The organism is Clostridium sp. 19966 (genome assembly GCF_032335695.1).
Taxonomy (GTDB): domain Bacteria; phylum Bacillota; class Clostridia; order Clostridiales; family Clostridiaceae; genus JACTOJ01.
The window spans coordinates 1-14,024 of sequence record NZ_JACTOJ010000037.1; the positions used below are offsets into that span (position 1 = coordinate 1).

General features: G+C 35.0%; 12 protein-coding genes. 3 read left to right on the plus strand and 9 right to left on the minus strand.

Translation table 11 applies throughout. The annotated features are described in order from the left end of the window. The first annotated feature begins 291 nt into the window (after positions 1–291). Positions 292–1,170 carry an SH3 domain-containing C40 family peptidase gene (locus tag IAI10_RS22460; protein WP_315675558.1) on the plus strand — a complete coding sequence of 293 codons (879 nt, stop codon included), beginning with the start codon at positions 292–294 and terminating at the stop codon, positions 1,168–1,170. Positions 1,171–1,348: 178 nt separating this feature from the next. Here IAI10_RS22460 and IAI10_RS22465 read toward each other — a convergent pair whose 3' ends face one another. Continuing rightward, a complete protein-coding gene (locus tag IAI10_RS22465) occupies positions 1,349–2,260 on the minus strand; it encodes a metal ABC transporter solute-binding protein, Zn/Mn family (protein WP_315675559.1) in 912 nt (303 codons plus the stop codon). Positions 2,261–2,385: 125 nt separating this feature from the next. Here IAI10_RS22465 and IAI10_RS22470 point away from each other — a divergent pair, with 125 nt between their 5' ends. Both IAI10_RS22470 and IAI10_RS22475 read left to right on the plus strand, forming a co-directional pair. Beyond that, a complete protein-coding gene (locus IAI10_RS22470; RefSeq protein ID WP_315675560.1) occupies positions 2,386–3,057 on the plus strand; it encodes a metal ABC transporter ATP-binding protein in 672 nt (223 codons plus the stop codon). Further along, positions 3,044–3,856 (plus strand): metal ABC transporter permease, encoded by an 813-nt coding sequence (locus tag IAI10_RS22475; RefSeq protein WP_315675561.1) that lies wholly within the window; start codon positions 3,044–3,046, stop codon positions 3,854–3,856. The genes IAI10_RS22470 and IAI10_RS22475 overlap by 14 nt, the downstream gene beginning before the upstream one ends. Before the next feature lie 69 nt (positions 3,857–3,925). Here the strand turns inward: IAI10_RS22475 and IAI10_RS22480 are convergent, their stop codons facing one another. The 8 genes from IAI10_RS22480 to IAI10_RS22515 form a co-directional block, all read right to left on the minus strand. Next, positions 3,926–4,900, minus strand: a complete 975-nt coding sequence (locus IAI10_RS22480) for a Gfo/Idh/MocA family oxidoreductase (RefSeq protein WP_315675562.1) — start codon at positions 4,898–4,900, stop codon at positions 3,926–3,928. Between the two features lie 43 nt (positions 4,901–4,943). After that, positions 4,944–5,621 carry a ribose 5-phosphate isomerase A gene (rpiA, locus tag IAI10_RS22485; protein ID WP_315675563.1) on the minus strand — a complete coding sequence of 226 codons (678 nt, stop codon included), beginning with the start codon at positions 5,619–5,621 and terminating at the stop codon, positions 4,944–4,946. Positions 5,622–5,818: 197 nt separating this feature from the next. Continuing rightward, positions 5,819–7,687: a 1,4-alpha-glucan branching protein GlgB gene (gene glgB, locus IAI10_RS22490; RefSeq protein ID WP_315675564.1), complete on the minus strand. Its 1,869-nt coding sequence runs from the start codon at positions 7,685–7,687 to the stop codon at positions 5,819–5,821. Beyond that, on the minus strand, positions 7,684–8,133 hold the full coding sequence (locus IAI10_RS22495) for a nucleoside deaminase (protein ID WP_315675565.1): 450 nt from the start codon (positions 8,131–8,133) through the stop codon (positions 7,684–7,686). Before IAI10_RS22495 ends, glgB begins: the two co-directional genes overlap by 4 nt. A 152-nt stretch (positions 8,134–8,285) precedes the next feature. After that, positions 8,286–9,290, minus strand: coding sequence for a phosphodiester glycosidase family protein (locus IAI10_RS22500; RefSeq protein WP_315675566.1), 1,005 nt, complete (start codon positions 9,288–9,290; stop codon positions 8,286–8,288). Positions 9,291–9,464: 174 nt separating this feature from the next. Next, positions 9,465–10,376 (minus strand): DMT family transporter, encoded by a 912-nt coding sequence (locus IAI10_RS22505; RefSeq protein WP_315675567.1) that lies wholly within the window; start codon positions 10,374–10,376, stop codon positions 9,465–9,467. 128 nt (positions 10,377–10,504) lie between these two features. Then, the gene (locus tag IAI10_RS22510; RefSeq protein ID WP_315675568.1) at positions 10,505–10,903 is read right to left on the minus strand and encodes a hypothetical protein; all 399 of its coding nucleotides are present in this window, start codon (positions 10,901–10,903) and stop codon (positions 10,505–10,507) included. 134 nt (positions 10,904–11,037) lie between these two features. Beyond that, positions 11,038–13,758 carry a PAS domain-containing protein gene (locus IAI10_RS22515; RefSeq protein ID WP_315675569.1) on the minus strand — a complete coding sequence of 907 codons (2,721 nt, stop codon included), beginning with the start codon at positions 13,756–13,758 and terminating at the stop codon, positions 11,038–11,040. Positions 13,759–14,024 lie beyond the last annotated feature (266 nt).

The window sequence follows — 14,024 nt, forward strand, 5'->3', positions numbered from 1 at the left end:
CGCAATAAAATTGGTAGCCAATTATAACAAAGCGGCCCTTAGAGTTACTTACATGGGTTCTGAAAGAAACCATGCTAGACGAAAAACGCCTTTATCAACATCCTTTTAAAACATAGCCTTACAAATAAATATAATGATTTAGAAAGATTCCAAAAACAATGTATGTTTTAAATCAATGTTGATAATAATTTAATTGTTAGATTTATGTTTGAAGAGTACAGTAATTAAAAGCTGTAATGCTAATGTCAATAATAACAGCATTACCACTAATGATAAAGGAGAGATACTTTTATGGATTTGTGCAGGAATTACAGGCTTGAAGAAAATGATGATGGCTGCTCCTTAATAATAGAACTTAATCCTAATGCCTGCGAATTTTCTTCTGAGCTTATTGAAAAATTTAAAGAGAATATAACTGGATTTGATGAAAGAATAAAAAGATTGATAACAGAAAAATTTTCTGATGTGAAAATCAATTCAGTAAAAATATTGCTTGGTAGCATGGTTATCGGTACAATGCCTTTTGTTTCTCATACAACTGTTCAGGCTGCAGATACTGCTTCTGTTCAAGCTTCCACGGCTTCTGCTCAAAATATAACTGGAGTTGTTAATGCTACTCAGTTAAATGTTCGTTCAGGACCAGGCACCACGTACTCTATTATCCATGTGCTTTGGCAGGGCAACGTGGTTAAAGTTATCTCTCAGTCCAGCGGATGGACACAGATACAGCTTTCTGACGGCAGAATAGGCTGGGTCAGCTCTGCATATCTCAAGGTGGATATGGTTCAGCAAAAAATAAACATTGTATTGTCCACTGCAAAGTCACTTTTGGGTACTCCTTATGTTTATGGAGGAGAATCCTTGGCTGAAGGCGGATTTGATTGTTCTGGCTTTACTGAGTATTGTTTTAAGCAGGCTGGTTATACTTTAAACAGAGTGTCCTCTCAGCAAGCCACCCAGGGCACTACAGTCTCTTATGCTGACATGAAGCCTGGGGATTTAGTTTTCTTTTCTTTCGGTCAAAATGGTGTAGTGGATCACGTAGGAATATATATGGGAAACGGACAGATGATCCACAGCCCCAAAACCGGCGATGTAGTAAAAACTGCAGACATAACAACCTCCTACTGGCAGAGCCGTTTCATGCTGGCAAAAAGAATTATTTTTTAGTATTCTCAGCCTGTTTTAAATCAGTGTTGATTTTTACACTGATTTAAAATTTCCTTCAGTTGGAAAGGATATGTTTTAAGAGGTTGATATTATCCTTAGAGTTTCTTCCATGGGTTCTGAAAGAAACCATGCCTAGGCGATCAAAGCCTGTATCAACACTCTCTTAAAACATATCCTATTATTTTGACATGCTGTTATATATCTCGGATAAATTATTTTTCATGCTTTCAATATAGGTTTTGTCTCCATCCTTGCTTTCAAGAGTAGCTATCTGCTTTACATCTGCTCCTACTTCATTGGCAAGAGTTTGAGATACCTTAGGGCTTACCATGTCTTCTACAAATACAGTTTTTATACCTTTTTCCTTGCAGAAGTCCGTAAGCTCCTTAAGCTTCTTAGCACTAGGTTCACCGTCTGCAAATACATCCTCCACGCTGGCTTGGTTTAATCCAAAATCTCTGCAAAGATATGCAAAGGCTGCATGACCTGTAACAAAATTTTTATTGCTTACTGAAGCGAATTTGCCCTTATATTCATTTAATAGGCTTTCAAGGCTGGAGTTAAAATCCTTATAGTTATTTTCATAGAAATCTTTATTTGAAGAATCAGCCTTTTCAAAAGCATTTTTTATGTTCTCTGCCTCTTTTTCAGCAGCACTGATACTAAGCCAAGCATGGGGATCATATTGACCATGATCTTTTATTTCGCTTTCATCTGTATTTTTTATTGCATTCACACCCTTGGAAGCCTCTACCGATATTAAAGCCTTATTATCAGCAGATTCCACTGCTTGGCTGGCCCAGGTTTCCATACCAAGACCATTGTATATAAATACCTTAGCCTCTGTAAGAGAAGCTATATCTTTAGGTTTTAATTCAAAATCATGGGGTTCTGTGCCATCTGGAATTATTGTTCTTACACTTATTTTATCTTTACCTATGGCTTCTGCTAAATCTCTCATAGCATTAAAAGAAACCGTAACATGAAGCTTAGAGCTGTCTGCGGCACTTTCTGAAGTTTTTTTGCTGCAGGCTGATAATGCAAAAATTGTGGCACCTGCAAGTAAAATTGACATAAATTTTTTTAACATTTATAACTACCCTCCAAATGTTTTAGTTGCAAATCATTTGCATATACATATATAATATACTTATGTGGAGTTAAATGCAAATGATTTGCATGTAGATTTTTAAAAAATTTTTCGGAGATGATTTTATGATTGAAATAAAGAACTTATATTTTTCATATAGTGATTCCCCCACCTACCTTTTAGAGGATCTTAATTTTACCGTTAATAATGGGGATTATGTTTCTATTCTTGGAGAAAATGGCTGTGGAAAGAGCACTCTTGTAAAAATGCTGCTAAAATTATTATTTCCTCAAAAAGGAAGTATTCATTCTGATTTTAAAAAAATAGGCTATGTTCCTCAGCGCTTTGAGAATTTTAATTCCCAATTCCCGCTGACGGTATATGAATTACTAAACAGTACCAGAAAAGTACTTAAAATTAAAGACAAGGAAGTCATTAACAATTCCTTATCCATGGTTAAGATGGAAGCCTATAAAAATAGACTTGTAGGCACTCTATCTGGAGGTCAGTTTCAAAAGATACTCATAGCAAAAGCGCTTATAGGCAGTCCTGAGCTTTTGATACTGGATGAACCCTCCACTGGAATAGATGTAAAGAGTCAGGGTGAAATATACTCTCTCATAAAAGATTTAAACATAAACAATAAGCTTACTATAATATCTATTGAACATAACATAGATGCAGCCTTATTCTATTCTTCCTACATACTGCATGTTCAAGACGGAAAAGGTAAAATTTATTATCCTGATAAATATAGCGAGCTTCAGAAGGCGGGTGTTCTACATGTTGCATTATAGTTTTATGCAAAATGCCATAATAATTTCCTTATTTATATCGGTGCTTTGCCCCTGTATAGGTATGTTCCTAGTACTAAGAAGATATTCTATGATAGGTGATACTCTATCACACTCTTCTTTGGCAGGAGTAGCTCTTGGACTTTTACTAAACCAAAACCCTATAATGAGTGCCTTTGTATTTACCTCCTTATGCGGAATACTAATTGAATTTCTTAGGAACTATTTTAAAAGATATGCAGAGCTTATACTTTCTATAGTACTTGCCCTTGGAGTGGGAATTGCTATAACAATTATGAGTTCCGGAAGCATTCATGCAAATGTGAATTCCTTCTTATTCGGAAGTGTACTTACTGTAACTAAAAATGATCTTTATACTGTAATTGCTTTAAGTATAGTTGCTATGGCTGTAATAACCCTTTTGTACAACCATCTGGTAATATTAATATTTGATGAAGAAGGAGCCAGAGCTTCCGGAATAAAAGTTAACTTAATAAATTATATATTTTCAGTGCTTGTAGCTGCCACTATCTCCATTTCCATTAGAATTGTGGGAGTACTGGTTATGGGCTCCATGATAGCTCTTCCTGTAGCTACAGCTCTTCAGATAAATAAAGGCTTCAAAAAAACCCTCATATTTTCTATATTTATAAGCGTTATAGACATACTATCTGGAATATTTATATCCTATAACATAGATGCAGCTCCTGGTGGTGTCACTGCTTTAGTGTCTGTTTTTCTTCTTTTGGTAGTCATAATAATAAAGAAATGCTATTACTCTATAAAAAGAGCTTCTAAATAAAAAATAAGAGTGCTGCAAAACTTGCTAAGCAATATTATGCAGCACTCTTGAATTACTTCTATTCCAAAATTATTCAAAAGAATATTTTATTCCCCAGCTCTTTCTTACCTCATCCATTATTCCCATAACATCTAAGGATAGCTTTAGAGTGTCTTGAACCTTGTTTTCTATATAATTATGCATATCCTCTACTTCGTATATCAAAGCCTTTGAGGTTTCTCCAGCCTCAATAATCTCTGTGGTGGCATCCGGATAGGTTATCACTGCTTTATCCGCTCTTGGAAAGTTATCCACTGTAACATAGGCAAGCTCTCCTGCAACTATTCCTCTCTTAGGCTGCTTTGCTCTCATGGTTAAGGATACCACTGCCATTTCATCTTCTTCATTTTTAAGTATTATTCCTGACTGCTCATCTACTCCAGTCTCAAATTTTTTCACTGTGGTAAGAACTTCCCCAGGCTGGCTGGATAAAAAATATCTGGTAAAGGATAGTGCATAAGTGCCTATATCTAAAAGGGCCCCTCCTGCTAGATCCTTGCTGAAAAATCTATTATTAACGTCATATTCCTTAAGACTTCCGAAAGAAACTTGAACCATCTTTATTTTTCCAAGCTTTCCGCTGTCTATAAGCTGACGAATTGTTTTGTATAAAGGCATATGATATATGGTCATAGCCTCTGCTACCACTAGATTCTTTTTCTTAGCCAGTTCATTTATTTCTCTTAGCTGCTTCCCATTTACGGTTATAGCCTTTTCGCAAAGTACATGCTTATTGTGCTTAAGGCTCTCCATTATATATTCATAATGATTCGAGTGAGGAGTGGCTATATAAACTACATCTATGTTTTCATCCTGAAACATCTCTTCATAGCTTCCGTAAGTCTTCTCCACTTTGTAATTTTCAGCAAATTTCTTTGCCTTATCCAGGCTTCTTGAAGCTACTGCATAAATCTTTCCTTCATATTCTTCTACGGCCTTTGCAAATTCTGAAGCTATAGTTCCAAGCCCTAATATGGCCCAATTCAAATTTTTCATAAGCTCCATCTTCCTTTCTTTTTTATGACTCTGCTTTAAAATGCAGCAATTATTATATAGCTTCTATAGTCCTAACTCCGCTTTCACTGATAACGATCGCCTTGGTAACAACATTTACAAACAGGGAGGTATCTATTACCCCCTTAATTTTCATCAATTTATTTTCAAGCCCTGTAATGTCTTCAGTCTTTTCAAATTTCACATCCATAAGCAAATTACCATTATCGCTTATGGTAAAGCCATCCTTTGAGGTGCTTGTTCTAAGGCTCGGTTCTCCCCCAAGCTTTCTTACTTCCTTTTCCACATACTTTAACCCATCTCTCAATATTTCAAGCACTACAGGATGTTTAAAGGCTAAAGACTCTGAAACCTTGCTCTCATCTACTAAAAGCACATATTCTTCAGCCATGCTGGCTATGAGTTTCTCCTTAGTGTGTATACCTCCGCCGCTCTTTAAAGCATTAAGCTTATGATCTACCTCATCACAGCCATCAAAAGCTACATCCACTTTATCTAGGTCCGAAGTATACAGTACTTCCAATCCATTTTCTATGCAAAGCATTCTAGTTTTTTCTGATGGAGTTACCACCTTAACCTTAATATTCCTATCCTCTTTTATATAATTTATTAAATGAGAAATTGTGCTTCCTCCGCCCAGTCCAACTATTGAATTATTTTTTATATATTTTAAAGCTTCCTTGGCACAAAGTTTTTTTAAATCCTCAGCCATATTTTCACCATCCTTTTCATTTTCTAACTACAATTTCATCATAAAACAATAATAAAATTTCGTCAATAATTTATTGTAAGAAATTTTATTTCATGGTGCTTTAATAAAAAACCTCTAGTTACATTATCTATTATCAGCTATTTAAACTCATAATATTTCTATAACTAAAGGTCCAAAATCTCTTAAGCATTTCCTTATTACTCTGGTTTTATCACTACAAAGCCAAGAGGAGGAACCTTTGTTTTTATACTGTAAGGAAAGCTCTTAAAACCCTCTCTGAAAGCTTGAAGTACCCCTTCTACCGTTTGCCCAGAGCCGCCAAATTCTTCTCTGTCGCTGTTAAACACTTCTCTGTAACCTTTAAGCTCTGGAACTCCCACTGGAAAATCATAATAAACCACAGGAGTAAAATTACATATGATTATGGCATACTCTCCATTATCTCCCCTTCTGATGAAGCTTATAGTGCTCTTTTCCTTGTTATCATAATCGATCCACTGAAAGCCTGAAGGTTCATGATCCTGCTGCCAAAGAGCTCTTTCACTTTTATAAAAATGATTTAAGCATTTTACATAGTGCTGCATATTTTTATGAGCGGGATAATCCAAAAGCAGCCAATCCAATCCCTGCTTGCAATTCCACTCGATAAATTGCCCAAACTCTCCTCCCATAAATAAAAGCTTTTTGCCTGGATGTCCCATCATATATCCAAGAAGGACTCTGAGATTAGCAAATTTTTGCCAATAGTCTCCTGGCATTTTGTTTATTAAAGATTTTTTTCCATGGACCACCTCATCATGGGAAAGAGGCAGTAAAAAGTTTTCCGTGTATGTATAAGTCATGGTGCAGGTTACACTATCCTGATGCCATTTTCTATATACAGGATCCTTCTCCATATATCTTAGCACATCGTTCATCCAGCCCATGTTCCATTTATAATTAAAACCTATACCTCCCAAGTAGGTAGGTGCGGTAATTTTTTCTTTTATTGAGGAATCCTCTGCCATCATAAGAGGGTTATCAACATTCCTGAATACAGCTTCATTGAGAGTCTGAAGGAATTTTATGGCCTCCAAATTTTCATCTCCGCCAAATTTGTTCTTTAGCCCCGCTCCATGCTTCTTTCCGTAATTTAGATACATCATATTTGCCACGGCATCCACTCTTATGCCGTCTATATGATATTTTTTGAACCAAAAGAGAGCGTTAGATATCAAAAAGCTGTGCACATGAGGCTTATTGAAGGCAAAATTAGCGGTTCCCCAATCATAATTTTCTCTCATGACCTCCTTGGAGCTTTCATAAAGATGTGATCCATCAAACTTATATAAGCCATGCTCATCCTTGCAAAAATGTCCTGGCACCCAATCCACTATTACTCCAATATTCTTTTCGTGACATTTATCTACAAAATACATAAAATCTTCCGGTGTTCCATATCTGCTGGTGAGGCAGTAGTAGCCTATGGTCTGATATCCCCAGGACTCATCTAAAGGGTGCTCTGTGAGAGGCATCAGCTCTATATGGGTATAGCCCATGTTATACACGTAATCTACCAGCTCATCCCCCAGCTCTCTGAAATTATAGAAATACTCATAGCCATGAGTCTTCCAAGAGCCAGGATGAACTTCATATATATTCAAAGGACTTTTATACACATTAGTGTGCTTCCTTCTTTCCATCCAAGCCTGATCTCTCCAGCCATACCTATCCAAGTTTACAACTCTTGATGCATTTCCTGGTCTCAGCTGACCATAAAAGCCATAAGGATCTGCCTTCATAACCTGCTGGTTATCCTCTGTCAATATCTGATACATATAGTAGTGTCCTTCTTGTACCCCTTCTACAAACAAAGTCCACACTCCATGCCTATCTCTATGCATAGGATGCTTTCCATCCCAATTATTAAAGGTTCCGACTATTCTTACCTCTTTAGCTTTAGGGGCCCATACAGCAAAAAATCCGCCATATTTGCCATACATTTCACATAAGTGACATCCAAAAAAATCATAACTATTATAACTTAACCCTTTATTATATTCATTGAAGTCAAAGGCTGCTATCATAACTTACGTTCCTTCCTCTTTTTTTTAAAAAAATCACTTAGAATATTCCCACATCTTTCATCATATAACCAATGGACATTCACAGCATAATCAAAATACTCATCTTCTGCCAAATTTATCATAGATCCGCAAGCTCCTTTTTCCACATCTGGCGCTCCTATATATAAGTCTTTAATTCTAGCCTGAGCTATAGCCGAAATGCACATAGGACAAGGCTCCAAGGTAACATACATGCTGCAATCCTTAAGCCTCCAATTGTCTAGGGCTTTGCTTGCTTCTCTTATCGCTATTATTTCAGCATGAGCTGTGACGTCCTTGCTTTTTTCCTTCAAATTATGCGCTTTAGAAATAACTTTTCCTTCTTTTACAATCACTGCTCCTACTGGCACTTCTCCCAGTTCAAAAGCAATATTAGCTTCCTCTAATGCCTGCTCTATATGATTCATATATTTCCCTTTCACACATAATAATACATCAAATTGAAATTAATGGCTATGTATTAAATTTATATTATCATTATTAAACTTTTATCCATATATAATTCAGCTTCCGTTTTAAATACAAGCTGATTTTTAACACTTTTTAAAACCTATTATATTTACTGTTTTATTATAAAAGCAGAAGGCAGATATCTTGGGCCTGCAGGACTTGAAGGTTTATTAATAATCCTTCCTTCATATACCATGGTAGTGGAAGCTCCTCCATCAAGATTAGCTGCATTATAGGCTCCATAGCTAAGCATTATATCTTGTACATCCTTGAGACTCGCCCCTATGCTGTTAACCTGTCTGCCATCTATGACCAGCATTATAACTGTTCCATCCTTTCTCTGACCTATAACTGTTCTCGGATTTAGGGAGCCGCTGGTACCTATATCCTGCTTTATCATCGGCTCTCCATTCACAATCAAATAGGGGCCAAAGGATACTGCATCCCTTATCTTCTTTTCTTTCGCCTGAGCCAGAGTATATCTTCCAAGTACCAAAGCAGAGTCAGAATTAAAGCCTATTATCTGATATTGTTGCCCTTCTTTCCCGTATATAACCTTGCCGTTAGAAATAACAAGTCCCATAGGCGTTCCTCCGTTTCCCACACCGTTGTCGTCAGAGAAGCCACCAGCATTTATTCCGCCTACCGCCCCTGTCTCCTTTATAATGTCTAAAAGCTTAGTACCCATAGCCCCCATATGTTCAGTACTAGCAATGGATACCATGGAAGGATTAGATATAAGCAAAATGTAGCCTTTTATTTGGTTTGTGCTTATATCCACTAATTTGACTTCACTCTCATCCTTTTTAATGCTGGAATCAAACACCGCTATAGCTTTATCGTCACTAACTTTTCCTTCATCATGAACCTTATACTTTTCAACTATCTTATTTATTTCGCTGTCACTTAAAAACCAAGTGGCAAGATACTGATGAGAAAGAGTTTCCATAGCAGTAGTCACTATTTTCTCTTTTATATTTACAAAGGGTCCATAATATATCATAGGTATGCTGAAAGCACCTGCCACTAATATTTGAACTGTAATAAACAGCAGTATGTTTTTAATGATTTTTTTATACTTTCCTGAGGATTTTTTATATCTCTTGCCTGCCAAAGTTCTCACCTCTTACCAGCTATTGTAGCAATGTTTATAATATTCTGTGTTTTAAACAAACATCAATGCTCATTAATACAATAGCCTATGTCTAAAAAACCCTAAATCGCTATACCTTTTAAACATAGACTAGTATAAATATTTTATCATAATTCTCTTGTGCTTTTCTATAGCTTATGCGCTTTTTTTCTCTTGTCCCTGAAGCTTCCCTTTTCTTGAAAAATTGATTTGTGAGCATATCATTCCCACAAGCATTAATCCGCAGCCTGCAAGTCCTCTCGCTCCAAGATTCTCCTGCAATATAAGGAAGCCACCTATGGATGCAAATACTGATTCCATACTCAATATTATAGCCGCATGAGTAGGCTTAGCTCCTTTTTGACCTAATATTTGAAGAGTGTAAGCTATACCTACGGAAAAAACTCCTCCGTATATTATTGGAATAGCTGCCATTCCAATAGACTGAAGATCGATCTTCTCAGAAGCGAAGGCCACAATAAAGCTCAAAATGGAGCAGGTAACATATTGAATAAAAGCTAATTTTATAGAATTAACTCTGGCTGAAAAGTAGTCTATGACTAATATATGAAGCGCAAAGAAAAAAGCCCCTGCCAGTTCTAATAAATCGCTATTGGCTATGGAAAAATCGCTTCCAACACTCAAAATATATAATCCAAATACAGCTATTATAGCCCCTATCCAAGAATTAAGCCCTATTTTGTGTTTTAAGAATACTCCAAGTATTGGCACTATCACTATATAAAGACCAGTTATAAATGCAGCTTTCCCTGCTGGAGTACCAATAAGACCAACCTGCTGAAGGGAAGAACCTGCAAATATGAATATTCCTGCTATTACTCCATATAAGTATATCCTATTAGAAGGAACCTTTATTTCTCTCTCATCATCCTTCTTAAAAAATATGATTATAGGTATGATGGCTATGCTTCCAAGGGCAAACCTTACAGCATTATAAGTGAATGCTCCTATATAGTCCATACCTACTCTCTGTGCCACAAAGGCAAACCCCCATATAAAGGCAGCTGTAAGCAGTAATATATTAGATTTCGTACTATTTCTATTCATATTTTTTTCCCCCAATAATATCGTCGTTATACTCATACTAAAAAGTATAACATCTATATGGATTTTGTAAACAAGCTATAAAAGTAAACCGCTTCACTCTGTATTAAGAGGAAGCGGCACACATCCTTTTATCTTGCTATTATTATCTGCACATCGGACTCCAATTTTTCTTTTGCAGCGATATATGCTAAAGCGGCACCAGTCAAAGCTAGACCTGTAGCTAAAATAAATTTAATATTAGGTGAAATATTAATAGTAGTATCTCCCTGTTCTTGTTTTTCTCTTATCTGTTCATATCTTGCTACAGATATTTTGTAATTAATCATATTTGTGAAAATAGCCATAAAAAAAGCTACAGTACTTATTTGAGCTGGTGTCGGCTTAAACACAGGAGGGGTTTCATCTTTTGCTCTAGCATATTCTATTTGGAGCGACTCATTAGTGCTATATATAAATATCAGAGATATTATTATAGAAATAGTTGAAGATATTCTTCCAATTTTCAGCAAATCAATTTCAGTAGGCACACTAACCACCTCCTACTCTTATAATATTAAATTTACGTAAGTTTGGAGTATAAATACACGAAAAAAACAGTTGAACAGATTTACTGTCCAACTGGAATTAGGAATTGCATTTTCCAAGTAACAGACATATTCTGTTATAAATAAATATCTGAAAACTCTACATTAATGCTTTGTACAATATGATTTTCCAGTAAATCTCCAACATGCCTGTTCTCTTCATTATCATCAATTATTTTATCTGGGATAAATATTCTAAAGGTACTTCCGTTGCCAAGCTTACTTTTTACAGATACTCTTCCACCTAGTGCCTCTACAAACTTTTTCACCAACGATAAGCCTATGCCGCTTCCCTCTGATTGCCGTGATAAGGAGCTATCTACCTGCCCAAACCTTTCAAAGATTACATCCAATTTATCCTCTGGTATGCCGATGCCATTATCCTTTACTTCAAGGCAAATTGTATCCTCATTATAAGTTAGTTCTACGCTTATATAATCACCGGTTGAAGTAAATTTAATGGCATTAGATATCAGATTCAACAGTATTCTTTCATATTTTTCATCATCTATACCAATAATTTTGCTTTTCAAGGAGGATTTAAAATTCATGGTGATATTTTTTTGTGCAGCATAAGGCTTAACAGATTCAACAATAGATTGAGTTAAAAATACTATGTCTAAATTTCTCTTGTTTATTTTAATGCTGCCAGCATTGGCTCTGGTAATATCTAGAAGATTATTTACCAGCCTTAGCTGTCTGAAGGTATTCTGCTTTATCATTCTTAAATAATTATTAACTCTATCCGGCAAATCCTTTTTGTGAAAATATTCTATAGATTGAACTGCAGAATTAATTACATTAAGAGGAGTCCTAAACTCATGGGAAATTAAAGATAAAAATTCATCCTTCATCTCCAGTGCCTTTTTTAAAGTTTCATTATTTTCTCTCTCAACCGCAAGCAATTTGTCTTGAGTATCTTTTAGCACTTCCTGGTTTCTTACAATATCCGTTATATCCCGAGTGCTTGTAATTCCATAAATAAGTTTATTATTCTCATCATAAACTGGTACACCGCTTACCACACTATAAGAATACTGTCCATTTTTCTCATACTTTAATATTTCATCCTTCACCGTCCTTCCCCTTAATACTTCTGAACTTACATTTTCTTCAAAGGTTATCTCATTCTCATTAAAATCAAAGGCTTCCGGCATATCAAAATATTCTTGAAACCTGTCGTAAGCTTCTGCAAGACTTTTATCATCACTTACTTTTTTTATTAAATAATTTCCGTTGCTATCATAGATATACACTGATTCACGCATACTTCTAATAATTGCCTCTAAAAGAGTATTCTGAGCCCTGATCTTTTGTTCCTTCAACATTAAATCAGTTATATCCATAGTCATAAAAACTCCAAGCTCCACCTCACCTTTAGAGTCCAATACTGGCACACCTTTTGTAATATAATAGTACTCTTTTCCCTTTTCTTTCTTCTTAAAAGCTAATTCTCTAACCTTTTCTCCATTAAGCACTCTATATTCACACAGTTCTTCTTTTTTTAATCTATTCCCCTTAAAATCGAAGTACTCCGCCTTATTATACCTATCACTTAAAGTAAAACCATTAGGTTCAAAATAGCTTTTTTCTGTTTTACTCTGCGTTAAAAAGCGTTCATCCTTATCAATTATAGTCAGAATATCTCCCACACTTTCTATAGTTGCCTCCAGCTTTTTACTTTGTTCTTCCATCAATTTTCTTTCAATTATTGTTTCAGTAATATTTTTGTTGGTCTGCAGTATCATCTTATTTCCGTCTTCATCCATAATCATTTGATGCATAGCCTGAACAACAAGTGCTCTTCCGTCCTTTGTAGTATGCTGTATCTCTCCGCTCCAAAATCCATCCTGAAGCACCTGTGCTTTAATTTTCTTAAAATCCTGCATAAGTACACTTTTTAATAAATCATGACATACGGATCCCAAGGCTTCTCCACTGGTGTATCCATACATTATTTCTGCTCCCTTATTCCAATAGACAATAGTTCCATCTATATTCCATGCAAAAATAGCTTCTCTAGACATCTCTAACAGTGTAGCCTGCAGCTTCAATTTTTCATTTTGCTGCTTTATGATTAAATTTTGCTCTTCTATCCTTTTTCTTCTAAGTACCTGATCGGTTATATCCTCAGTAATAGCCACACAATATTCTATATTACTTCCTTCATAAATAGGAATTAAGGATATCTTCCAATAGGTTGTTCCTCTCCTCAACCCGTCATACTTATATTCATCAATATTAACATTCTTCCCTGTGCTTATAACTTTCTTAAACATATCACTATATATAGCTTCTTTAACTCCGTTCAAGGTATGCTTTATGCCTAATCCTATAGTATTTTTCTTTTTATTAAAGGGTTCGTCAAAAAAACTGAGGAACTTATCATTAGCCTTAAGAAGTATATTATCCGGAAAACTATAAATTCCCATTCCACAATGTTCATTTTTACTTACCGAATCAGTAAAAGAGACTATACCATTAAAATTAGACTTTGTTTTTTCAACAAAGCTATATATAATTAATTCATTTTGATATGTAATTTTTATATCCACAAACTTCACCTCTAAATATTTGGTGAATATGAAATATCCATTATTATCTTCTGTTTCTTCACAGTTAAAATTCGGCCCTATTCTTAAGCTTCTAAATATATCATTTATATCTTTATTTAATAACTCTTTAGTCTTGTACTGAGTCATTTGGATGAAATGTTGGTTTACCTTAGCGACTATATTATTCTTTACAGCAATAAAAGCAAAATCATTCAATTCATCACAAAACCTTATATTCTGCAAAATAATCCCCCCAAAAGAAGCATGAGCGTTATCATTATTATTTATATAATAATAATTTTACTACAATACTTCTTCAATTGCTTACAAAAAACGCTAATAATATATAAAATTTTAAATTATCGTTTATTTTATACAAAAATATTTTTTAAAATACATTTTTTACAATTTTCATATATTTTAAAATTACGCTAACATAAAGTTTTCCAAACTGAATGGATGTCTTAAATCATAAATTAAAAAGCCTGAGCAATATTAAAAATATTGTT

Bases quoted from the DNA above. Each gene is read 5' to 3' on its own strand.
- rpiA (WP_315675563.1), bottom strand. From the start codon at position 5,621: ATGGCTGAGGATTTAAAAAAACTTTGTGCCAAGGAAGCTTTAAAATAT.
- IAI10_RS22480 (WP_315675562.1), bottom strand. From the start codon at position 4,900: ATGGAGCTTATGAAAAATTTGAATTGGGCCATATTAGGGCTTGGAACT.
- IAI10_RS22465 (WP_315675559.1), bottom strand. From the start codon at position 2,260: ATGTTAAAAAAATTTATGTCAATTTTACTTGCAGGTGCCACAATTTTT.
- IAI10_RS22505 (WP_315675567.1), bottom strand. From the start codon at position 10,376: ATGAATAGAAATAGTACGAAATCTAATATATTACTGCTTACAGCTGCC.
- IAI10_RS22495 (WP_315675565.1), bottom strand. From the start codon at position 8,133: ATGAATCATATAGAGCAGGCATTAGAGGAAGCTAATATTGCTTTTGAA.
- IAI10_RS22475 (WP_315675561.1), top strand. From the start codon at position 3,044: ATGTTGCATTATAGTTTTATGCAAAATGCCATAATAATTTCCTTATTT.
- IAI10_RS22470 (WP_315675560.1), top strand. From the start codon at position 2,386: ATGATTGAAATAAAGAACTTATATTTTTCATATAGTGATTCCCCCACC.
- IAI10_RS22460 (WP_315675558.1), top strand. From the start codon at position 292: ATGGATTTGTGCAGGAATTACAGGCTTGAAGAAAATGATGATGGCTGC.
- glgB (WP_315675564.1), bottom strand. From the start codon at position 7,687: ATGATAGCAGCCTTTGACTTCAATGAATATAATAAAGGGTTAAGTTAT.